The sequence below is a fragment of the Paenibacillus sp. V4I3 genome, assembly GCF_030817215.1.
Classification (GTDB): domain Bacteria; phylum Bacillota; class Bacilli; order Paenibacillales; family NBRC-103111; genus Paenibacillus_E.
In genome coordinates this window covers 4,506,318-4,522,917 of record NZ_JAUSZA010000001.1, presented here as the reverse complement: position 1 = coordinate 4,522,917, position 16,600 = coordinate 4,506,318, and the positions used below count along the sequence as shown (strand labels likewise).

The window sequence follows — 16,600 nt, the reverse complement described above, 5'->3', positions numbered from 1 at the left end:
GATAAAAGTACACAGTCGCAAACATAACTTAACAAATACGTCAAAGGATCGACGTTTTACTGTAAAACAAATGTCACAGAACGTTTGTTGACTATTATAAAAATGTATGAAAAACGTATGAAAACGAAAAAGCCCTTCAAGTTGTAACTTGAAAGGCTTTTTTACTACTTATAATGTGTTATTGTTCATTCCGTCTTTGAAGCTGCACGCGAATGCACCAAGTGAATAGCCGTCCGGATGACATAAATGTGCACACTACCTACCATGAAGCCAATACCAACCATCAAAGAGGCATTACGATCACTAAAATGATCAATATTCAACAAACTTAATAGTAATCCTATGCCAAGCAACGCCCATGCCGCTATTGTCATCATCTTGACTAATGGCATCACATCGCGCTCACTGCGCTCATTACTACTGATCAAAACGGCTCTATTTGCCATAATTATCACTCCAAACCTTCAATGTAAGTGCTTTATAAACATAGTATATCACAAATCCAAAATTTGTTCATATTTTATTCACACGTTGATCAAAATTTGGACAAAATTAAGTACGTCGGATTCACAAATTAATTTATATTGACTTTTGGTTATTATTATGGTATGATTAAATGTTTGTTTGACAACAACAACCCCTTCTGGGTATGATAGCACTGTTCTTTCACTATCATTTCTCTTTGGAGGGATTCGAATGCAGATTGCGAATGGTATTTACATGCTTGAACTGTCAGTTCCTGTCATGGGGCGTATCGATGTCATACACCCAACCCTTATTTCCGATGATGGAGGCGCCATTTTGGTGGACACTGGATATCCCGGTTTATTGCCGCTTATTCAGAATGCCATGGAGGAACATAACGTTCCATTCCGTCATTTGAAAACGATTATTATTAGCCATCAAGATATAGATCATATAGGGAGTTTACCTGATTTCATAAGCAAATCTCCGCATAAACTTGATATTCTGGCCAGTGAAATAGAGAAACCTTATATTCAAGGTGAGAAGATGTTGATCAAAATCACGCCAGAATCGATCGAACAAGCGGTCGCTAGCTTACCTGCGGATATTTCACCGGAATGGCGAAAAGCTTTTCGTTCAGCTTTGGAGAATCCGCCCAAAGGACCGGTCAATGGCATTCTTGAAGATGGACTCGAACTTGCCAACTGTGGTGGGATTATCGTCATACCTACTCCAGGTCATACACCGGGACATGTCAGTCTATACCACAAACAGAGCAAGACATTGATTGCGGCTGATGCCTTGGTTGTTTCAGATGGTCAACTTCTCGGACCCATACCGGAGTACTCCGTTAACTATGAGTTAGCGATGCAATCAATTAAGAAGTTCATCGAATACGACATTGAAGCTGTTATTTGTTATCACGGCGGGTTGTACACTGACAATGTAAATCAACGTATTGCTGAATTGGCAGCTTCATCTATCTGAATCATCATCGTTTCGTTTAAAATCGAAAAAGCAGGCTTGCACAAATGGCAACCTGCTTCTCATATGTACGTCCTGCTACTTCAATAACGTGTAGCCCCCGATAAACGGAAGTGGTTTTACTTGACCTTGAGCGGCGGCTACAATGCCTAGAATAGCTAAAGCAAACACGCCTAAATTCGCTAAAGGCAGCAGAATCCAACCAATAATTGGGATGAATGGCAAAACAAAATTCAAGATGACAGCGGCCAATAGTAATGTAAGGCCTTGGTTAGCGTGGTACCCTGCAAATTTGGAGTCCTTTGCTGCGATAAGCGGGATAAAAAACAAGATGTATGCAATGATGGCCATTCCCTTATTACTTTGAATATCCGAAGAATCGTACATGGACAGCACCTCTTTCTTTTTCTCAAAGTATACTATTCCATTATATTCGGTGTTTTCAATCTATTCTATTGAATTTCGCACATTTCGAAAAATTATTTTCCAGACGAAAATCTCCATCAATTGCTTAAATCACGCCATAGTCGAAGCAGTTCTTGTTCGCGCGAAGGGCTCATACCTGCAAGTCGCTCTGTATCTGCTGATCGTCCTAAATCCCAAGCCAATGTGTCCTGGACCGTCTCGATTAACGGCCTAGTTGTTAGACCCGATTCGAAGGCTTTGGCATTGTCTAACATTAACATCCCGGCTAAACTATCGCTCTTTATCCAAAGTGGAAGCTCCATCCACTCCCCCACTTCGTGTGCCACTAAGAACGGTTCCGATACCCATGAACAAGATGTTTCAATTACACATACACTTTTACATGCTTCAACGACTTCTTCCATTGTATATTCGCTGCCGCTAGCATGAATGGTGCCTGTTATGTCTTGTTCAACTAACCGAATAATCCAGCCTGACAAATCTCTTACATCAATAAATTGGAGCTTCCGTTCTTTCGGTAAAGGAACTAGCACGTCACCTCCCCGATGAAAACGAGATGGCCAATAGGTAAATCGATCTGATGCGTCATATGGACCAACGATGAGACCTGGACGTATAACTAGTGTACGGTCAGGAAATGATTGGTTCACCGCTTGCTCACAAAGGGCTTTTAGCGCACCGTAACGCCGCCCTGGATCAATTGTTTCTATCGATTCCAATTCAGCCACTGGTGCCGACTCATTCAAATTTACTATCCGAAGATCGTCATAGACGGAAACAGTAGAAATGAAGGTAAAGTGCTTCACATGATCCTTCAACAGCTTTGCAGCTGCATCTACAACCTCTGGCTGATATCCACTCGTATCGATTACCGCATCCCATTCGTGTCCTTCCAGTAAGTGTAAATCAACGTTCCGATCTCCAAGGATATGCCGGACCTGTGGAAAGGCAGTAGCATCGTGTAATCCCCGGTGAAATAAAGTTACTTCATGTCCCATTGCTAATGCAGCTTCTGTAAGCGCTCTTCCTAGGAACTTCGTACCGCCTAGAATTAGTATATTCACGGACTACCTCCAAACATCAAATTTAACAAGCTGCATGCGTGGCAAGCATTTACACGCGATATCCCAGAAGCCAATCCAACTGCTTCATTTGAACATTATCAGGAAGAAGTCTAAGCACTTGATTACGCAGCATAATAGCAGCCGGATTGCTCATTTGCACAATGCGTGCCATTCGTCTGGATTGACGCACAACTTGATTGGCTCTGGATTTTCGATTACTTTCATAGGAATGAAATGCGGCTGTAACGCTGCTTAATGAAAGCATTGAAATTTCCTCTAGACATCTAGCTAATACAAGAGCATCCTCCATTGCCTGAGCGCCTCCTTGCCCGAGATTAGGCAGCATAGGATGAGCCGCATCACCAAGCAGTGTTACTCTCCCTCGGCTCCATCTTTCAAGTGGTTTACGATCATGAATGTCATGCATTAAAATTGACCCCTCATCTGTTGACTCGATAGCCCGCTCAATCGGATTATGCCAGCCCTCAAATTGCCGGAGAACGTAGTCCTTCTTACGATCCATACCTGTCCCTAAAGCTGCGTTGATTGCAGCGAACCAAAAAACTTGTCCCTCGCCAATCTGGGAAAAACCGAACCTCCGTCCTCTTCCCCATGCCTCAAATCCACCACCGATCTCAGGAATATATCGCTTATCCAAGAACGAAGTAATACCTCGGAAAGCCCTAAAACCTGAATATCGCAGCTGTTCTAAGCCAAATAGTAGATGAGCCACTTGTGAATGAATGCCATCTGCACCGATTAAGATATGTCCGGTATCTTCTGTTCCATCATCAAAATGCACAATAACCTGATGTGGTTCCTGTTCAAAAGTTATTAGCTTTTTATTCATATAAACGGTTGTTCGTTCATTTAGTTGTTGAAATAAAATCGTTTGAAGCTTCGCGCGATGAATAAGGTAGCTGTAAGTTCCATATTTAGCGGCTTGCTTTGCGACAGGAACTGAAGTAATCGGTTTTCCATCCCAAGAGTGAATTTCAGCCATGCCAACTTTAGCGCCGGTTGCCCTCACCTGTTCAGCCAAACCAAGCTCCGTTAATACATGCATGGCATTCGCAGCTAACACAATTCCTGCACCGAATTCGGATAGCTCTTTCTTTTTCTCGTAGATGACAACTTCCCAACCTTGCTTTTGCAAGTAAAGCGCTGTCGTTAATCCACCAATTCCAGCTCCTAGGATAATTGCTTTCTTAGTAGAAGGTAAGATATTAGTCATGTTTTCCCTCCATTACTAACAAACCATTTCCATCTACTGTAACATAATCCAGTCAAGACAAAAACCTCCTAAAACCAAGGGTTAAAGGAGGTGCGTTATTATGAGAGTATGAAGTTTATATTCTGTTATGTTGCAACTAATTGTTGTTTAACCTCAACGATCTCAAGATTCGAGAAAAATCGGCTTAACTTCATCATTTTCTCATTTGCTGCCAATTTAGAAAGTGGCGGGCACATAGGCTTTCCTCTGTAACATACGATAAATAACAAACTCATCACCTACTCTTCCATTGAAGAATTCACTTCTTTAATTGATACATAACGTATCATACAATAATTTTACTCGAGATACAACAAATAGAGATAAATACCGTCATATTTCGATAGTATATGTAATTTCACAGGACTTTATAACCAATAAACTCCTACATAATTCGAAAGACCCCCTCGGAATGAGGGGGCCCTTCGATATTTTTAAACGATGACTAATTCGGAAAGCTTGGAACGTACCTGCTCAACTAATTCAATCGCATCTTCTGAACGATTCACAACATCAACACGATCCATATCTACAATCAACACTTCAGAGGCATGATAATGATTCATCACCCAGTCATCATAACCTGACCAAAGCTGCCGATAATAATCAACCAAAGATTGATCTTGCTCGAAGCTGCGTCCCCGCAGTCCGATGCGGTACATAACCGTTTCGAATGAAGCTTTTAGATAAACCATGAGGTCCGGCGCTTTCTTAGGAAGCTCGGCAAGCTCAGACATCATATTGTCCGCAAGCCCCTCATAAACATCAAATTCCAGCTGTGAAATACGGCCTAACTCCCGATTCACTTTGGCAAAGTACCAATCCTCATAGATACTTCTATCCAGTACATTTCGATTATGTACTAACGCTTGTTTAATTGCCTTAAATCTTGTATTCAAAAAGTGCAATTGAAGTAAAAACGGATATCGTTTCTTCTCAATTTCTTCCGGAGTTGCCGTGTAAAACAGCGGAAGTATCGGATTATCATCGACACTTTCATAATAAACATTTGAATTTAATTCTTGTCCAAGTAAAGTCGATACAGAAGTTTTACCTAGCCCAATCATTCCCCCAACCACGATCACAGCCATTGACCCCTTTCTCCTTCTAACCCGTCCTAATTTACCGTCTGTCAATTCTTGCAAAGCTTCCCTATTATACAAGGAATTCATAGTGGTGGGAACCCTATTTTTTACCCTTATCTATCGTTTTCTTCTTCTCTTGTAATCCGCTCAATGACAGCATGGAGATCATCTGGTCTTAGCAATTCAACCGGTGATACGCCTTTTTCAAAGTGTAAATACTCGCCTTCAATCAGGATGACGTACCGTTCACCTTGTCTGGCAATGTGAACTTTGCGCCCATAATCGGCAAGCTGCGCCTTCACACTAATATGATCAAGCTTGATGCGCATTTCCAGATCCGGCTTCTGTTCAACCAAATAATTGGCGGCATCCATGACCTGAGTTGGTGTCCACTTCTCCTGCAGCTCTCGCTTTTCACTGGCTGCCCAGATTTCCAAATCCTTTTCTTCTTGCTCACGTTCCTCAGGTTTATGCTCATAATCCCTCTCCAGCTGCTGCTGAACGAGCCCAAGTACTTGATGATGCAATATTTCCGGCATGGACTGCTCATATTCTACATATTTTAGGAAATCCTCAAAGTAACGAGCATGTGAAGCTTGGTGAATTTTGAGCTCCGCTGGTTCTAACATGCCTTCCTCTGGCATAAACGGATATAGGATCGATTTCATATTTTTCGCATTAATCGCCATTTCCACTTGATTCAATAAGCTCTTTTCGTCGGTAATCCGTGCAATTTTCGGTTCAAAATCACATTTTAGAATAAATACAAAAGGATCGTCGAAATATTGATTGAGCTTCGCACTTGCGACAAGAAAAGCTCCGCCCCTGACTGCGCTTGTATTTAGATAAGCATTCAAGAGTTCGTCACCGACATTAAGAAAGTCCTGTTTGTTCTCTGCGAAGCGCAGACGCGCGAATACATTATAGTTCGGATTGCTTTCTAATTCGAAGCCTGGCTCGGTAATGAAACGACCTATCTTCGTTGGCACCTGCTCAGCTCTCGGGTTTCGTTCTACTTTGCGTTTAGCAATTCGCGCGAACTCACCGTCTAAGAATTGTTGTAAAGCACTGTCTTCATAATCGGTCTCATCCAAAGTCTGATAATGTCGATAATTTTTAGCCGATGCCGCGTCGGCACCTTCCCCTTGGATCACAAAAAATGATATATATTGAACTGCGAATTTCATGCTGCTTCTCCCTGTCAATCGTATTCAAAATTGCACAACTTTGATTGTACTTGGTATAAAACCGAAACGCCACAAAAAAATAGGAAACAGTTTGTGATTGTTTGTAAGTTCATGCTGTCACTAGTAATAAGCGCTGCTTTTTCAAAATAATAAGACAGAGGTGTGAAGATGATTTACGGAACCAAACTACTGGAAACAGATACAGAAATTTTCATTGCCGCTCTTACAAAAACACCTGTTTATGTTTGGTCGTTAGATTCATTAGGCGTTTATTATCAGGTGAATTCGGGTTTTATCGTAAAATATACACCTGATGAAGTACAAATTCATTGTGAACAGGACTCCACTATGACTAAATGGCATTCAAGAGAGTCGAATGAATTTAGTATCCGTTTTTAGAAATGAATAAACCGCCCGTTCCTGTACTTAACAGGTCTGGCGGTTTTTACATTCATGCTATTCGAATTCACTCATGTCATTACCAATAGTCTGCGTCGGCAAAAACACATCAATAATGGTTCCTTCACCAATTTGACTCTGAATCGACATTGTGCCTTTATGCGCTTCAACGATCTTGAAACACATCATTAGACCAAGCCCTGTACCCTTTTCCTTCGTTGTATAGAAAGGTTCACCTAATTGCTTTACCCGCTCTTCTGGGATGCCGCATCCATTGTCCTGAGTCCTCACTCGAATCATCCCGCTTCCCTGCATGGAAACGGTAATTTTAATTTGTCCATCCTTCGTAATGGCTTCAATCGCATTTTTCACCAAATTAATAAACAATTGCTTAAGATGCATTTCGGAACAAATGAACTCCGGAATATCAGACTCAAACTCGAGCAAAAGCTGTACATTGCAGAGATTAGCCTGTGTATCAAGTAAGGCAATCACGGTTTGTAATATATTTATCAAATCACTTCTTTTATATTGAATAGCTTCCGGTTTCGCAATGACGAGGAATTCGCTAACGATGAAATTAATCCGATCCAGTTCGGACAGCATGATGTCAAAATAGTGCTGTTTTCCCTTCATATCGTTCTGCAGCAGCTGCAAGAAGCCTCGGAGTGACGTGAGCGGATTCCTGATTTCATGAGCAAGTCCTGCGGCTAGTTGGCCTGCGACGGAGAGTTTATCGGATTTTCTCAACAATTCCTCCGTTCGTTTCCGTTCTGTAATATCTCGCGTAATACCAGCGAACCCGATAATTTCATGCTTCTCATTCTTGATCGGCGTTTTGGTCACACTTACGTGAATGAGCTCTCCATCTTTACGAACTCGAACTGTCTCTAACCCAGAAATTTGATTACCTGATTTCAGCAAGTCATGAATTTCTTTGCGATGCTCTTCCAAGAAATCTGGATATATCGGCAATGGTTGGTTTAGTAGCTCATCCTGATTCCAACCAAATACTTTCTCATACGCGGAATTGACAGAAATAACCTTAAACTGTTGATCAAGTACGCAGATGGCATCTGTTGTATTATTTATAAAAGATTCCAGCAGCTCCTTCGTTTCTCTAAGCTCCGTTTCCATTTGTTTACGTTCCGTAATGTCCACACATGAGCCTATTACTTCAATCACGCGGCCATTTTCAAAAATGGGACGTAAAGATGTCAAATACGTAATCCCCCGGAATGTGGCTTCATACATGACATTTTCTTCCCCGGTCCATGCCCTGCGGTAATACTTGTCGATAATGGTAGCCATATAGAATGGCCATATCTCGTATAAGCCGTTGCCAAGGATATGCGATGGCTTATAGCCGAGCCTATACAGAAGTTCACCATCACATAAGGTATGTATGAATTTCCCTTGCATTTGTCTGAACTTCATGGTCATTCCTTGCTGTCTGCGAACAGTGTCATGCAGGTCCTGCTGCGCAACTCTCAATGACTCCCGGTCTTTATTATGCTGGGTGATATCTCTAGCGATAATATATACGCCTTCCGTTATCCCATTCACAATAATTGGCACATTTTTTAAGCCTAATTCGATCTTTTCGCCGCTCTTATGTGTAACCCGCAGCATATAATTATCCGTTTGCAAGAGCACACTATCGGTCGGGTAACCTGCTTGATCCTCAAGTTCCTCTTGTTCCCAGAAATGATGTATTGAACGTCCCACCATATCCGCTTTCGTATAACCCAGAATCCGTTCCATAGCTGGATTCACACTTTTGATCAAACCGTTCAAATCACTTGTTAAGATCCCCGCGGGATTATGCTCAATTAATGAATTATACCGCTGCTCACTCTCCGCAAGTTTACGTTCCATCTCGGACTTTCTCGAGAGATCTTTCATCTGAGCCATATAATAAAGAGGTTCATTGTCAGAGTTTCTAATTAGCGAAATTCCGCATTCCACCCTTATAATTGTTCCCTCTTTTGACTTCATGCTTTGTTCGATCTGAACAGAGCGCAAATCCCCAGACAACAATTGATCTAAAAGTCCAATCAGTTTGTCGGTCTCTTCGGGCAAAAAGATCGTAGTTATATCCGTATATAATAATTCTTCTTCCGAGTATCCTGTAATCGCACTTAGGCTGTTATTCATCTTCATCCATTGTCCATTTAGCGAAATAATCGCCATGCCCATTGTTGTGAACTCAAATACCGTGGCAAATGACGGTTCCGTTCTCGAAAGCATATCCATTCATTTATCCTCCATCTTAAAAATACATGGATGGTTTCCATCACCAAGTGTTTGAATTCGACGATTTGAAGATTATTCCTTCCATAGTAGCTCTTGGCTGATCAAATAGTTCATGAAATGTGCCCTTGAAATTCCTCATTATGATAAAATATAATGGTTCTCTATGTATGATCTTCGTGCATTATAAATAAGGAGGGGCACAATTGCCTAACATCTGGACACATCTGATTTTCGGTCAAGAATTAATGAACCAATTGGGGCATGCCAATATGCTTAGTGATAAGCAGCTGCGACATGTTTTCTCACTTGGCTGCCAAGGACCCGATTTCTTGTTCTATCATAACTTCTTACCTTGGAAAAAAGACAAGAAACTCAATCAATTGGGAAGTCTCATGCATACAAAAGCATGCGGTCCGTTCCTGCAGGATCTACTTTCCCATATGCAAGGCAGAGGCTTGTATAATCCCGCTGTTGTTTATGCACTTGGATTCCTTACACACCATATTCTCGACCGCAACATGCATCCCTACGTTTTTTATAAATCAGGCTTCAAGAAATGGGATCACCAACGGTTTGAGATTATTATGGACACACTCATTGTTCGTCGCAAGCTTGGTTTACAGACATGGAATACGCCCGTATGGAAAGAAATATATGTTGGAGAAGCTCTGCCCCTCGGCATTGTTCCTGCACTTGCCCACGCTGCTGCCATTCACTATCCTGACCATGCATCGCAGGTTACTGACAAGGATTGGAACGATGCTTATATCGACATGATTCGAGCTCAACGCTTGTTCCACGATCCGAAAGGAATCAAACGATTATTTACCTTCGGTCAAATCTCACCGTTGGTATATACCAAGCATCCGGCTCCGCTTGATTATTTAAACGAAGCCAAGACGGTTTGGAATTGTCCTACATCATTAAATGAAACATACACATACAGCATTTGGGACTTATGGGATATCGCGATGGAAGATGGACAAATCGTCCTCGAAGCAGCCATACAAGCCTTACAACGAGGCTCTTCCGCTGATTACCAAGCCTTAGTAGAAGTTCTCGGCAATCTCTCCTATGAAACAGGTAAGGACTGTGACAGCGGACTGCAAATCACTCATGTCCAGCCTATGATTTAAAGTTTACCATCATCAACCTGATCAAGCCATGCATCGATATGACCAATTACCGAAGCAACACAACCATCTTTGAAAGGTGAAATTAGCTTCGCGACTTGGACAAGCTCTGTGAAATTCAGACTTCCGCCTTGTTGACAAAGTCTTAAGTAATCATCCCAAGCTAACTCCGGATTTTCATTAGCTCGTTTCCAGAATTGAAACGCACACACTTGCGCAAGGGTGTAATCAATGTAGTAAAACGGGCTTTTGTAAATGTGGGCCTGCTGCTGCCAGAAGCCCCCTCTTTCCAAATAGTCGTTATCCTCGTAGACACGATGCGGCAAATATTTGCGCTCAATCTCGCGCCAAACTAGCTTACGCTCTACAGGTGTCAGTTCCGGCTGCTCATAGATCCGATGTTGAAACTCATCTACCGCAACACCATATGGAATGAATAAGAGCGACTCACTAAGATGCTTGAATTTATACTTATCTGTCTCTTCCCCGAAGAACAATGACATCCAAGGCCAAGCGAGAAACTCCATGCTCATGGAATGAATCTCACAGGCTTCCAAGGTTGGGAATATGTATTCAGGTACTTGAAACTCTCGGCTGCTATAGCCCTGGAAGGCATGACCTACTTCGTGCGTTAAGACATCAATGTCACCTGAAGTTCCGTTAAAGTTAGAGAAAATGTACGGTGCTTTGTATGTACTAATATAAGAGCAATAACCACCTACGCGTTTTCCCTTCTTAGCCACTAGATCCATCAAACCGTTATCGATCATAAAGGTAAAGAACTCATCCGTTTCCTGGGATAGCTCTGCATACATCTTACGAGCTTGTTCCACGATCCAATCCGCATCGCCTTTCGGCGTCGCATTCCCTGAGGCGAAACCAAACTTGTCGTCATAATAGTGCAGGGAGTCTACGCCAATTCTGGCTTTCTGCCGTTCCTTCAGTTTGGTTGCCACCGGTACAATGTGTTCAAGAACTTGATTCCTAAATACTTCCACGTCTTTGGCATTATAGTCAGAACGGTTCAAACGAGCATACGCGAGTTCAACAAAATTGTTGTATCCGAGCTTCTTAGCGATGAGCGCACGAATCTTGACTAATTGGTCATACAGTTCATCCAATTTCGCTTCATTCTCTATAAAAAAGCTATATTTCACATCATTCGCTTCTTTACGGACTTTTCGGTCTGTTGATAATTGAAAAGGCACGAGTTGGGATAAATTTCGTTCTTCCCCTGCATAAATTAGCTTCGCAGAAGCGAGCAGCTTCGAATATTCACTGGCCAGTTTGTTTTCATGTACGAGATCTTCAACAATTTCCGGCGAAAACGTTTTCAACGATAAGGAGGCAATCGTAAACAGCTGCTTCCCCCATTTAACTTCCAACTCTGATCGATAGGAGGATTCGATGAGTGATTTATAAAACTCGGTAATCAGCCCTTGATATAAAGGCTCAATTTCATCGAAATACTCTTGCTCAGCTTTGTAAAATTCATCGTTTGTATCCACACTGTGACGAATCCGCGCAATAGATTCCATAGATTCCAACTCACTTCGCAGGCTAACGATCGCTTCCATCGCTTGGTCCTGATCACCAAATGAAGCTGCTAGTTTAAATACTTCTAAAAGCTCCTTAAATTTAATTTCAAAAGCGCTAAAGTCGGGTCTTTCGTACTTAAATTCTTGAAATTTCATTGGATTCACTCCTTTGATTTTTCGCCAGACAAACTGGCAGCCTAATTACATAACTGCAATACTGTAGGGAAACAATTCACTGGTCATAAGTTGATTAGCAACAGCAGGGTCTTGTTCCATGATCAGTGTAGCTTCTAACTCATTATCCACCCTCAGGATAACAATGCCAAATGTTTTTTCATCAAAAGTTTGTGTTCTTCCTGCTAAAATGAGCTCCCCCTCCTCTTTCAACTGTAAAAGGTATTGAAAGTGCTCTTCAACAATTTTATCTTCTTTTTCGGTCCAAATACTGCGGTCTAGAAAAGCAGGTTTTAATCGTAAGACATAAATAAATTCTTTATTGTCGCTCATTACTCCCGCTCCTTCACAAATAAATTTGGTATTTGCCAATCAATTTCTGAACTCCCAAGATCTCTAAGATAGGCATTCGCTTGCGAAAAAGGTTTACTGCCAAAAAATCCGCGATACGAAGAAAGCGGACTAGGATGAACTGATTTTATGATAACATGCTTCGTTGTATCAATGAGACGCTGCTTGGCCTGTGCATGACTTCCCCACAGTACAAAAATGATCGGCTTCTCCCGATCACTTAACGTCGTTATGATTTTGTCTGTAAAACGTTCCCAGCCTTTTCCCTTATGCGAATTCGGCGTGTCAGCTCTTACCGTTAGAACCGTGTTCAACAGCAGCACGCCTTGTTCGGCCCAAGCCTTCAGGTAGCCGTTATCAGGGAAACAGCAGCCAAGATCAGACTGTAATTCTTTATACATATTTTGCAAAGATGGCGGTGTCGGTATACCCGGTTTAACGGAAAAACTGAGGCCATGGGCTTGGCCACTACCGTGATAGGGATCTTGTCCCAAAATAACTACTTTGGTATTCGCATAAGATGTTAAATGAAGTGCACTATAAATCTCACTTTGTTCTGGAAAAATGGTTTGTGTCGTATATTCAACATTGAGAAATTTTTGCAAAGCATGGAAATAAGGCTCTTGAAATTCTGACTCCAACAAAGAAGCCCAGTCATTCGTTAAATGGCTCATCATTCACCCCTCCTATCACTCCGTCTCCGTACCGAGCTCTCCCGTGTCGATGTTTCTCAACACGATTCGTCCATCTGCCGCAGTACCATCAGCAAGTACGAGCTTCAGCTTCGTCGTTTTCCCTTTATTAACGAGCGCCTGAACTTGAGCGTCCGTTAAATTCCGGCCAAAGCTTTCTTTCCAGATGACGAATTTGCAGCCTTCCTTGTAGTGCGAGCAGCCGTAACCTTTACGTCCCATGAAAAGGGAGCCTCCGCACCCTGGTCTTGGACATGTCGCTAGGAACGTACTAGCTCCATCTGTTTGTTTAGCAGGAGCTGCCTTCTTAGCTGCAGCTGCTGTTTTGGTCCCACCTGCAGTTGATGCCGCACTCGATCGGGCAGAACCGCGTTTGGGTGCACTGGCAGGAGGCGTTTCGCCTTCGAAAGCTGTTTTGGAAGCTCTAGCCTGCACGCGAACCTTATCAACGATAAGGGTTGCGAATCTTTTGACGTTATGCATGAACTGCTCGTCCGAAGCTGTTCCTCGGGAGATTTCATTCAGCCTGCGCTCCCATTGCCCAGTCATCTCAGGTGAAGTCAGCAGCTCAATGCCCGCGCCGCGAATTAATTCAACAACCGTTCGCCCCTTCTGGGTCAGGACAATTTTTTTGCCCTGCATGTCGATGTAACCAACCTTCTTGAGACGCTCGATGGTCGCTGCACGAGTAGCCGGCGTGCCGAGTCCCGAATCTTTCATCGCATCGCGGAGCTCCTCATCCTCAATCTGCTTGCCGGCGCTTTCCATGGCTTTGAGCAGTGTTCCTTCGTTAAAATGCTTAGGCGGCTGCGTATCTTTTTCCTTTACGATCGCATCATGGCAAAGGACATTACCTTGTGGATCAATTGAGAAAGGCTCATTTACTTCAACCTCTTCGTCTTCTTCCTCATCCTTCTCCTTGCCCTTCGTGCTCTTCGCCTTTTCTTTTTTCTGATCGGCATAGATGACCTTCCAGCCTAATTGAAGCAGTTCTTTAACCGTGGTCTTAAACATTTCTTGTTCAACCTCGGTCATAACCGTATGAACCTTATACTCAGCTGGTGGATAGAACTGGGATAAGAAACGCCTTACAATCAAATCGTACAATTTCTGTTCATCCGGACTCAGTCCCGATGCTTTGCGATTCGTCGGAAGGATCGCATGGTGATCCTCAACTTTGCTCGGATTGCAAATAAACTTGTTATTTTTGTGCACCAGATTTCGGTTTGCCCCTTGCACAAGCTCATGGTAAGCCGTTCCTTGTAAAGCGGATAAGGACTTGTGCATTTCCGGAATATTTTGCTCAGTCACATAGTTGGAATTCGTTCTAGGATAAGAAATGACCTTATGCTTTTCGTAGAGTGCTTGAGCCGTATCCAGCGTCTTCTTCGCTGAGAAGGCGTATTTCCCATTCGCCTCACGCTGCAGCAGCGTCAAATCATACAATTTGAACGGGTATTCCTTCGTCTCTTTCACTTCATAGGAAATAATCCGTGCTGGTTTCCCTTTGACCTTGGCAGCAAGCGCCTCAACCTTCGGTCCGTCCGTCAAGCGCTCTCCCTGCCACATGCCTCTATAAGTTGTCTCGCCTTGTGTAAAATGGCCCTCCAGCTCATAAAATTTGAGCGATGAGAAGGCTTCAATCTGCTTCTGTCGGTCATAAATGAGCGCTAGCACAGGCGTCTGAACCCGGCCAACGGAAAGCAATACGTTATGCTTCGTTGTGAATGCGCGAGAGCCATTCATGCCGATTAGCCAATCCGCTTCACTGCGTGAGCGCGCGGCGCGCGTTAAATTCTCGTATTCAGCGCCGTCCTTTAATGTAGCGAAGCCATTTCGAATCGTCTCCGAGGTTAAATCGGAAATCCAGAGTCGCTTAACAGGCTGTTTCAGTCCAAGATGGCGCTGAATAAGCGAGAAGATGTGCTGCCCTTCCCTCCCAGCATCACAGGCATTAACGAGCTGGTCACACTTCTTAGCTAGCTCTGCAATCACCTTAAGCTGTTCATACGTTCGTGGGTTTGGAATCAGCTTAAATTCATCAGGAATAATCGGTAGGTGGTTAATATTCCACTTTTTATATTTATCATCGTATTGATCAGGTTCAGCCAACTCAATTAAGTGTCCAATCGCCCAGGTGATGATGTACTGCTCACCCTCTAGATGGGACCTGAGATTTTTGGCTTTGGGCTCTATTGCGGCGGCTATATTACGTCCCATATCGGGTTTTTCCGCAATAATTAATGTCTTCAAGAGAGTATCGCTCCTTAATTGAACTTTCTAAGTAGATCAGAATCTGTCGCCTCAGTGTATCCCACTTTATAAATGCCTGCAATATGGTAACTATCGAAAAATTAAAATTAACCTAGTAGACTTTACTCCAAGTCCCTTCACTTCCTTTGAATATAATAACTGGAAACATCAAATGAAGCCAAGAGGTGAAGGTTCTTAATATGCATATTCTGATTATTGCTCCTGAACAAATCCCCGTCCCTCCTCCCGTCGGAGGCTCTGTGGAACATTGTATTTACCAAATTGCTAAAAAAATATCCCCCAAGCATACAGTGACCATTATAAGTCGACTGCGCGCCAACTACCCGAAGAAAAGCAAATTAGGTCATATCACGATTCTTCGCGTACCTGGTGCCAATAAGCAAGCTTACTTATCTAATGTAATTAAGACTGTTAAAGGTCATCGTTACGATAGGATTCAAATCGATAATCGCCCTAGATTTGTGCATGCCGTGAGAAAAGTATTCCCACATACACCTATCTCTGTTTTTTTGCATTCAAAGACATTTATATCCCCGCCGATGACATCCAAGAAACAAGCAGCAAGTGATCTCAGTGGTGCTAATCGCATTATTGGCAACAGCCTTTCGCTTCAAAATCACCTGAAACGAACTTTTCCAAAAATCAGCCATAAGGTTCGTTACGTTCATCTAGGCGTTGATCTCACTCAATTCCGTCCTCGTAGAGGGAAAGAACATTCAACTGACGGTCGCCGCCCATTTGTCATTCTATTTGCAGGCAGGTTAATTCCTAAGAAAGGAATCCCCGTACTGATGAAAGCTACAAAGATCGTTATGAAATCCATCCCTTCAGTAAGGCTTCACATTGCCGGCGGGACCGGAAAGCCAAGCTACAAGAAATACTTGAAACACCTAGCTTCATCCCTTCGAATCCCAGTATCCTTTAAGGGTTACGTTTCACGAAGTCAAATGCCTCGATTCTATCAATCCGGGGATTGTTTCGTCTGTCCTTCTCAAGGTCATGAAGCGTTTGGCCTAGTGAATGTGGAAGCCATGGCATCCGGCATTCCAGCGATTGCCTCCAGAAATGGCGGAATTCCTGAGATTATACGACACAAGCATAACGGACTTTTAGTAGCGAATTATCGAAGTCCTAAAGCTTTTGCCAAACAAATACTTAAACTAGCCAACGACCCTTCTAAGGCCAAAAGACTAGCCAAGCAAGCCCGACTAGATGTAACGAGAAAATTTAGTTGGCGAGCCACTGCAAGCAAATTAGAAAAGATTTATGCGACGAAAATTTCCACGTAGAGGTGCTGTT

General features: G+C 42.8%; 15 protein-coding genes. 4 read left to right on the top strand and 11 right to left on the bottom strand.

The window, feature by feature from the left end; translation table 11 throughout:
* Positions 1–185: 185 nt before the first annotated feature.
* Entirely contained in the window at positions 186–446 is a 261-nt protein-coding gene (locus tag QFZ77_RS20680; protein WP_307442282.1) for a hypothetical protein, read from the bottom strand.
* Positions 447–696: 250 nt separating this feature from the next.
* Between QFZ77_RS20680 and QFZ77_RS20675 the strand changes: the two genes are divergently transcribed.
* Complete coding sequence (locus QFZ77_RS20675; protein ID WP_307442280.1) at positions 697–1,452, top strand: MBL fold metallo-hydrolase; 756 nt, start codon at positions 697–699, stop codon at positions 1,450–1,452.
* Positions 1,453–1,527: 75 nt separating this feature from the next.
* Here QFZ77_RS20675 and QFZ77_RS20670 read toward each other — a convergent pair whose 3' ends face one another.
* The 5 genes from QFZ77_RS20670 to QFZ77_RS20650 all read right to left on the bottom strand — a co-directional run bounded on the left by QFZ77_RS20670 (position 1,528) and on the right by QFZ77_RS20650 (position 6,484).
* The gene (locus tag QFZ77_RS20670) at positions 1,528–1,836 is read right to left on the bottom strand and encodes a DUF4870 domain-containing protein (RefSeq protein ID WP_307442278.1); all 309 of its coding nucleotides are present in this window, start codon (positions 1,834–1,836) and stop codon (positions 1,528–1,530) included.
* Between the two features lie 116 nt (positions 1,837–1,952).
* The gene (locus QFZ77_RS20665; protein ID WP_307442277.1) at positions 1,953–2,939 is read right to left on the bottom strand and encodes an NAD-dependent epimerase/dehydratase family protein; all 987 of its coding nucleotides are present in this window, start codon (positions 2,937–2,939) and stop codon (positions 1,953–1,955) included.
* A 49-nt stretch (positions 2,940–2,988) separates the two neighbouring features.
* The gene (locus tag QFZ77_RS20660; protein ID WP_307442276.1) at positions 2,989–4,173 is read right to left on the bottom strand and encodes an FAD-dependent oxidoreductase; all 1,185 of its coding nucleotides are present in this window, start codon (positions 4,171–4,173) and stop codon (positions 2,989–2,991) included.
* A gap of 473 nt (positions 4,174–4,646) precedes the next feature.
* Complete coding sequence (locus QFZ77_RS20655) at positions 4,647–5,303, bottom strand: deoxynucleoside kinase (RefSeq protein WP_307442275.1); 657 nt, start codon at positions 5,301–5,303, stop codon at positions 4,647–4,649.
* Positions 5,304–5,410: 107 nt separating this feature from the next.
* On the bottom strand, positions 5,411–6,484 hold the full coding sequence (locus tag QFZ77_RS20650; protein ID WP_307442273.1) for a DUF3900 domain-containing protein: 1,074 nt from the start codon (positions 6,482–6,484) through the stop codon (positions 5,411–5,413).
* A gap of 168 nt (positions 6,485–6,652) precedes the next feature.
* Here QFZ77_RS20650 and QFZ77_RS20645 point away from each other — a divergent pair, with 168 nt between their 5' ends.
* Positions 6,653–6,883 carry a hypothetical protein gene (locus tag QFZ77_RS20645; protein ID WP_307442272.1) on the top strand — a complete coding sequence of 77 codons (231 nt, stop codon included), beginning with the start codon at positions 6,653–6,655 and terminating at the stop codon, positions 6,881–6,883.
* 57 nt (positions 6,884–6,940) lie between these two features.
* Here QFZ77_RS20645 and QFZ77_RS20640 read toward each other — a convergent pair whose 3' ends face one another.
* Positions 6,941–9,139: a PAS domain S-box protein gene (locus tag QFZ77_RS20640; protein WP_307442270.1), complete on the bottom strand. Its 2,199-nt coding sequence runs from the start codon at positions 9,137–9,139 to the stop codon at positions 6,941–6,943.
* Positions 9,140–9,342: 203 nt separating this feature from the next.
* On the opposite strand from QFZ77_RS20640, the gene QFZ77_RS20635 reads away from it, so the two are divergent.
* On the top strand, positions 9,343–10,275 hold the full coding sequence (locus tag QFZ77_RS20635; RefSeq protein WP_307442269.1) for a zinc dependent phospholipase C family protein: 933 nt from the start codon (positions 9,343–9,345) through the stop codon (positions 10,273–10,275).
* Here QFZ77_RS20635 and QFZ77_RS20630 read toward each other — a convergent pair.
* Genes QFZ77_RS20630 through QFZ77_RS20615 form a run of 4 tightly spaced genes read right to left on the bottom strand, consistent with a single transcriptional unit; the run spans position 10,272 to position 15,280 of the window.
* Positions 10,272–11,966, bottom strand: a complete 1,695-nt coding sequence (locus QFZ77_RS20630; protein ID WP_307442267.1) for a M3 family oligoendopeptidase — start codon at positions 11,964–11,966, stop codon at positions 10,272–10,274. The two genes, QFZ77_RS20635 and QFZ77_RS20630, sit on opposite strands and share 4 nt — an antisense overlap.
* A 45-nt stretch (positions 11,967–12,011) precedes the next feature.
* Entirely contained in the window at positions 12,012–12,317 is a 306-nt protein-coding gene (locus tag QFZ77_RS20625; RefSeq protein ID WP_029194218.1) for a YciI family protein, read from the bottom strand.
* Positions 12,317–13,009 carry a uracil-DNA glycosylase gene (locus QFZ77_RS20620; protein WP_307449684.1) on the bottom strand — a complete coding sequence of 231 codons (693 nt, stop codon included), beginning with the start codon at positions 13,007–13,009 and terminating at the stop codon, positions 12,317–12,319. The genes QFZ77_RS20625 and QFZ77_RS20620 overlap by 1 nt, the downstream gene beginning before the upstream one ends.
* Positions 13,010–13,024: 15 nt before the next feature.
* Complete coding sequence (locus tag QFZ77_RS20615; RefSeq protein WP_307442265.1) at positions 13,025–15,280, bottom strand: type IA DNA topoisomerase; 2,256 nt, start codon at positions 15,278–15,280, stop codon at positions 13,025–13,027.
* Between the two features lie 200 nt (positions 15,281–15,480).
* Between QFZ77_RS20615 and QFZ77_RS20610 the strand changes: the two genes are divergently transcribed.
* A complete protein-coding gene (locus QFZ77_RS20610; RefSeq protein ID WP_307442264.1) occupies positions 15,481–16,590 on the top strand; it encodes a glycosyltransferase family 4 protein in 1,110 nt (369 codons plus the stop codon).
* The last annotated feature ends 10 nt before the right edge of the window (positions 16,591–16,600 follow it).

What these genes read in the sequence shown, in the direction of transcription:
- QFZ77_RS20650 (WP_307442273.1), bottom strand. Translation starts at nt 6,484, where the DNA reads ATGAAATTCGCAGTTCAATATATATCATTTTTTGTGATCCAAGGGGAA.
- QFZ77_RS20645 (WP_307442272.1), top strand. Translation starts at nt 6,653, where the DNA reads ATGATTTACGGAACCAAACTACTGGAAACAGATACAGAAATTTTCATT.
- QFZ77_RS20620 (WP_307449684.1), bottom strand. Translation starts at nt 13,009, where the DNA reads ATGAGCCATTTAACGAATGACTGGGCTTCTTTGTTGGAGTCAGAATTT.
- QFZ77_RS20625 (WP_029194218.1), bottom strand. Translation starts at nt 12,317, where the DNA reads ATGAGCGACAATAAAGAATTTATTTATGTCTTACGATTAAAACCTGCT.
- QFZ77_RS20610 (WP_307442264.1), top strand. Translation starts at nt 15,481, where the DNA reads ATGCATATTCTGATTATTGCTCCTGAACAAATCCCCGTCCCTCCTCCC.
- QFZ77_RS20660 (WP_307442276.1), bottom strand. Translation starts at nt 4,173, where the DNA reads ATGACTAATATCTTACCTTCTACTAAGAAAGCAATTATCCTAGGAGCT.
- QFZ77_RS20655 (WP_307442275.1), bottom strand. Translation starts at nt 5,303, where the DNA reads ATGGCTGTGATCGTGGTTGGGGGAATGATTGGGCTAGGTAAAACTTCT.
- QFZ77_RS20630 (WP_307442267.1), bottom strand. Translation starts at nt 11,966, where the DNA reads ATGAAATTTCAAGAATTTAAGTACGAAAGACCCGACTTTAGCGCTTTT.
- QFZ77_RS20675 (WP_307442280.1), top strand. Translation starts at nt 697, where the DNA reads ATGCAGATTGCGAATGGTATTTACATGCTTGAACTGTCAGTTCCTGTC.
- QFZ77_RS20670 (WP_307442278.1), bottom strand. Translation starts at nt 1,836, where the DNA reads ATGTACGATTCTTCGGATATTCAAAGTAATAAGGGAATGGCCATCATT.
- QFZ77_RS20680 (WP_307442282.1), bottom strand. Translation starts at nt 446, where the DNA reads ATGGCAAATAGAGCCGTTTTGATCAGTAGTAATGAGCGCAGTGAGCGC.
- QFZ77_RS20640 (WP_307442270.1), bottom strand. Translation starts at nt 9,139, where the DNA reads ATGGATATGCTTTCGAGAACGGAACCGTCATTTGCCACGGTATTTGAG.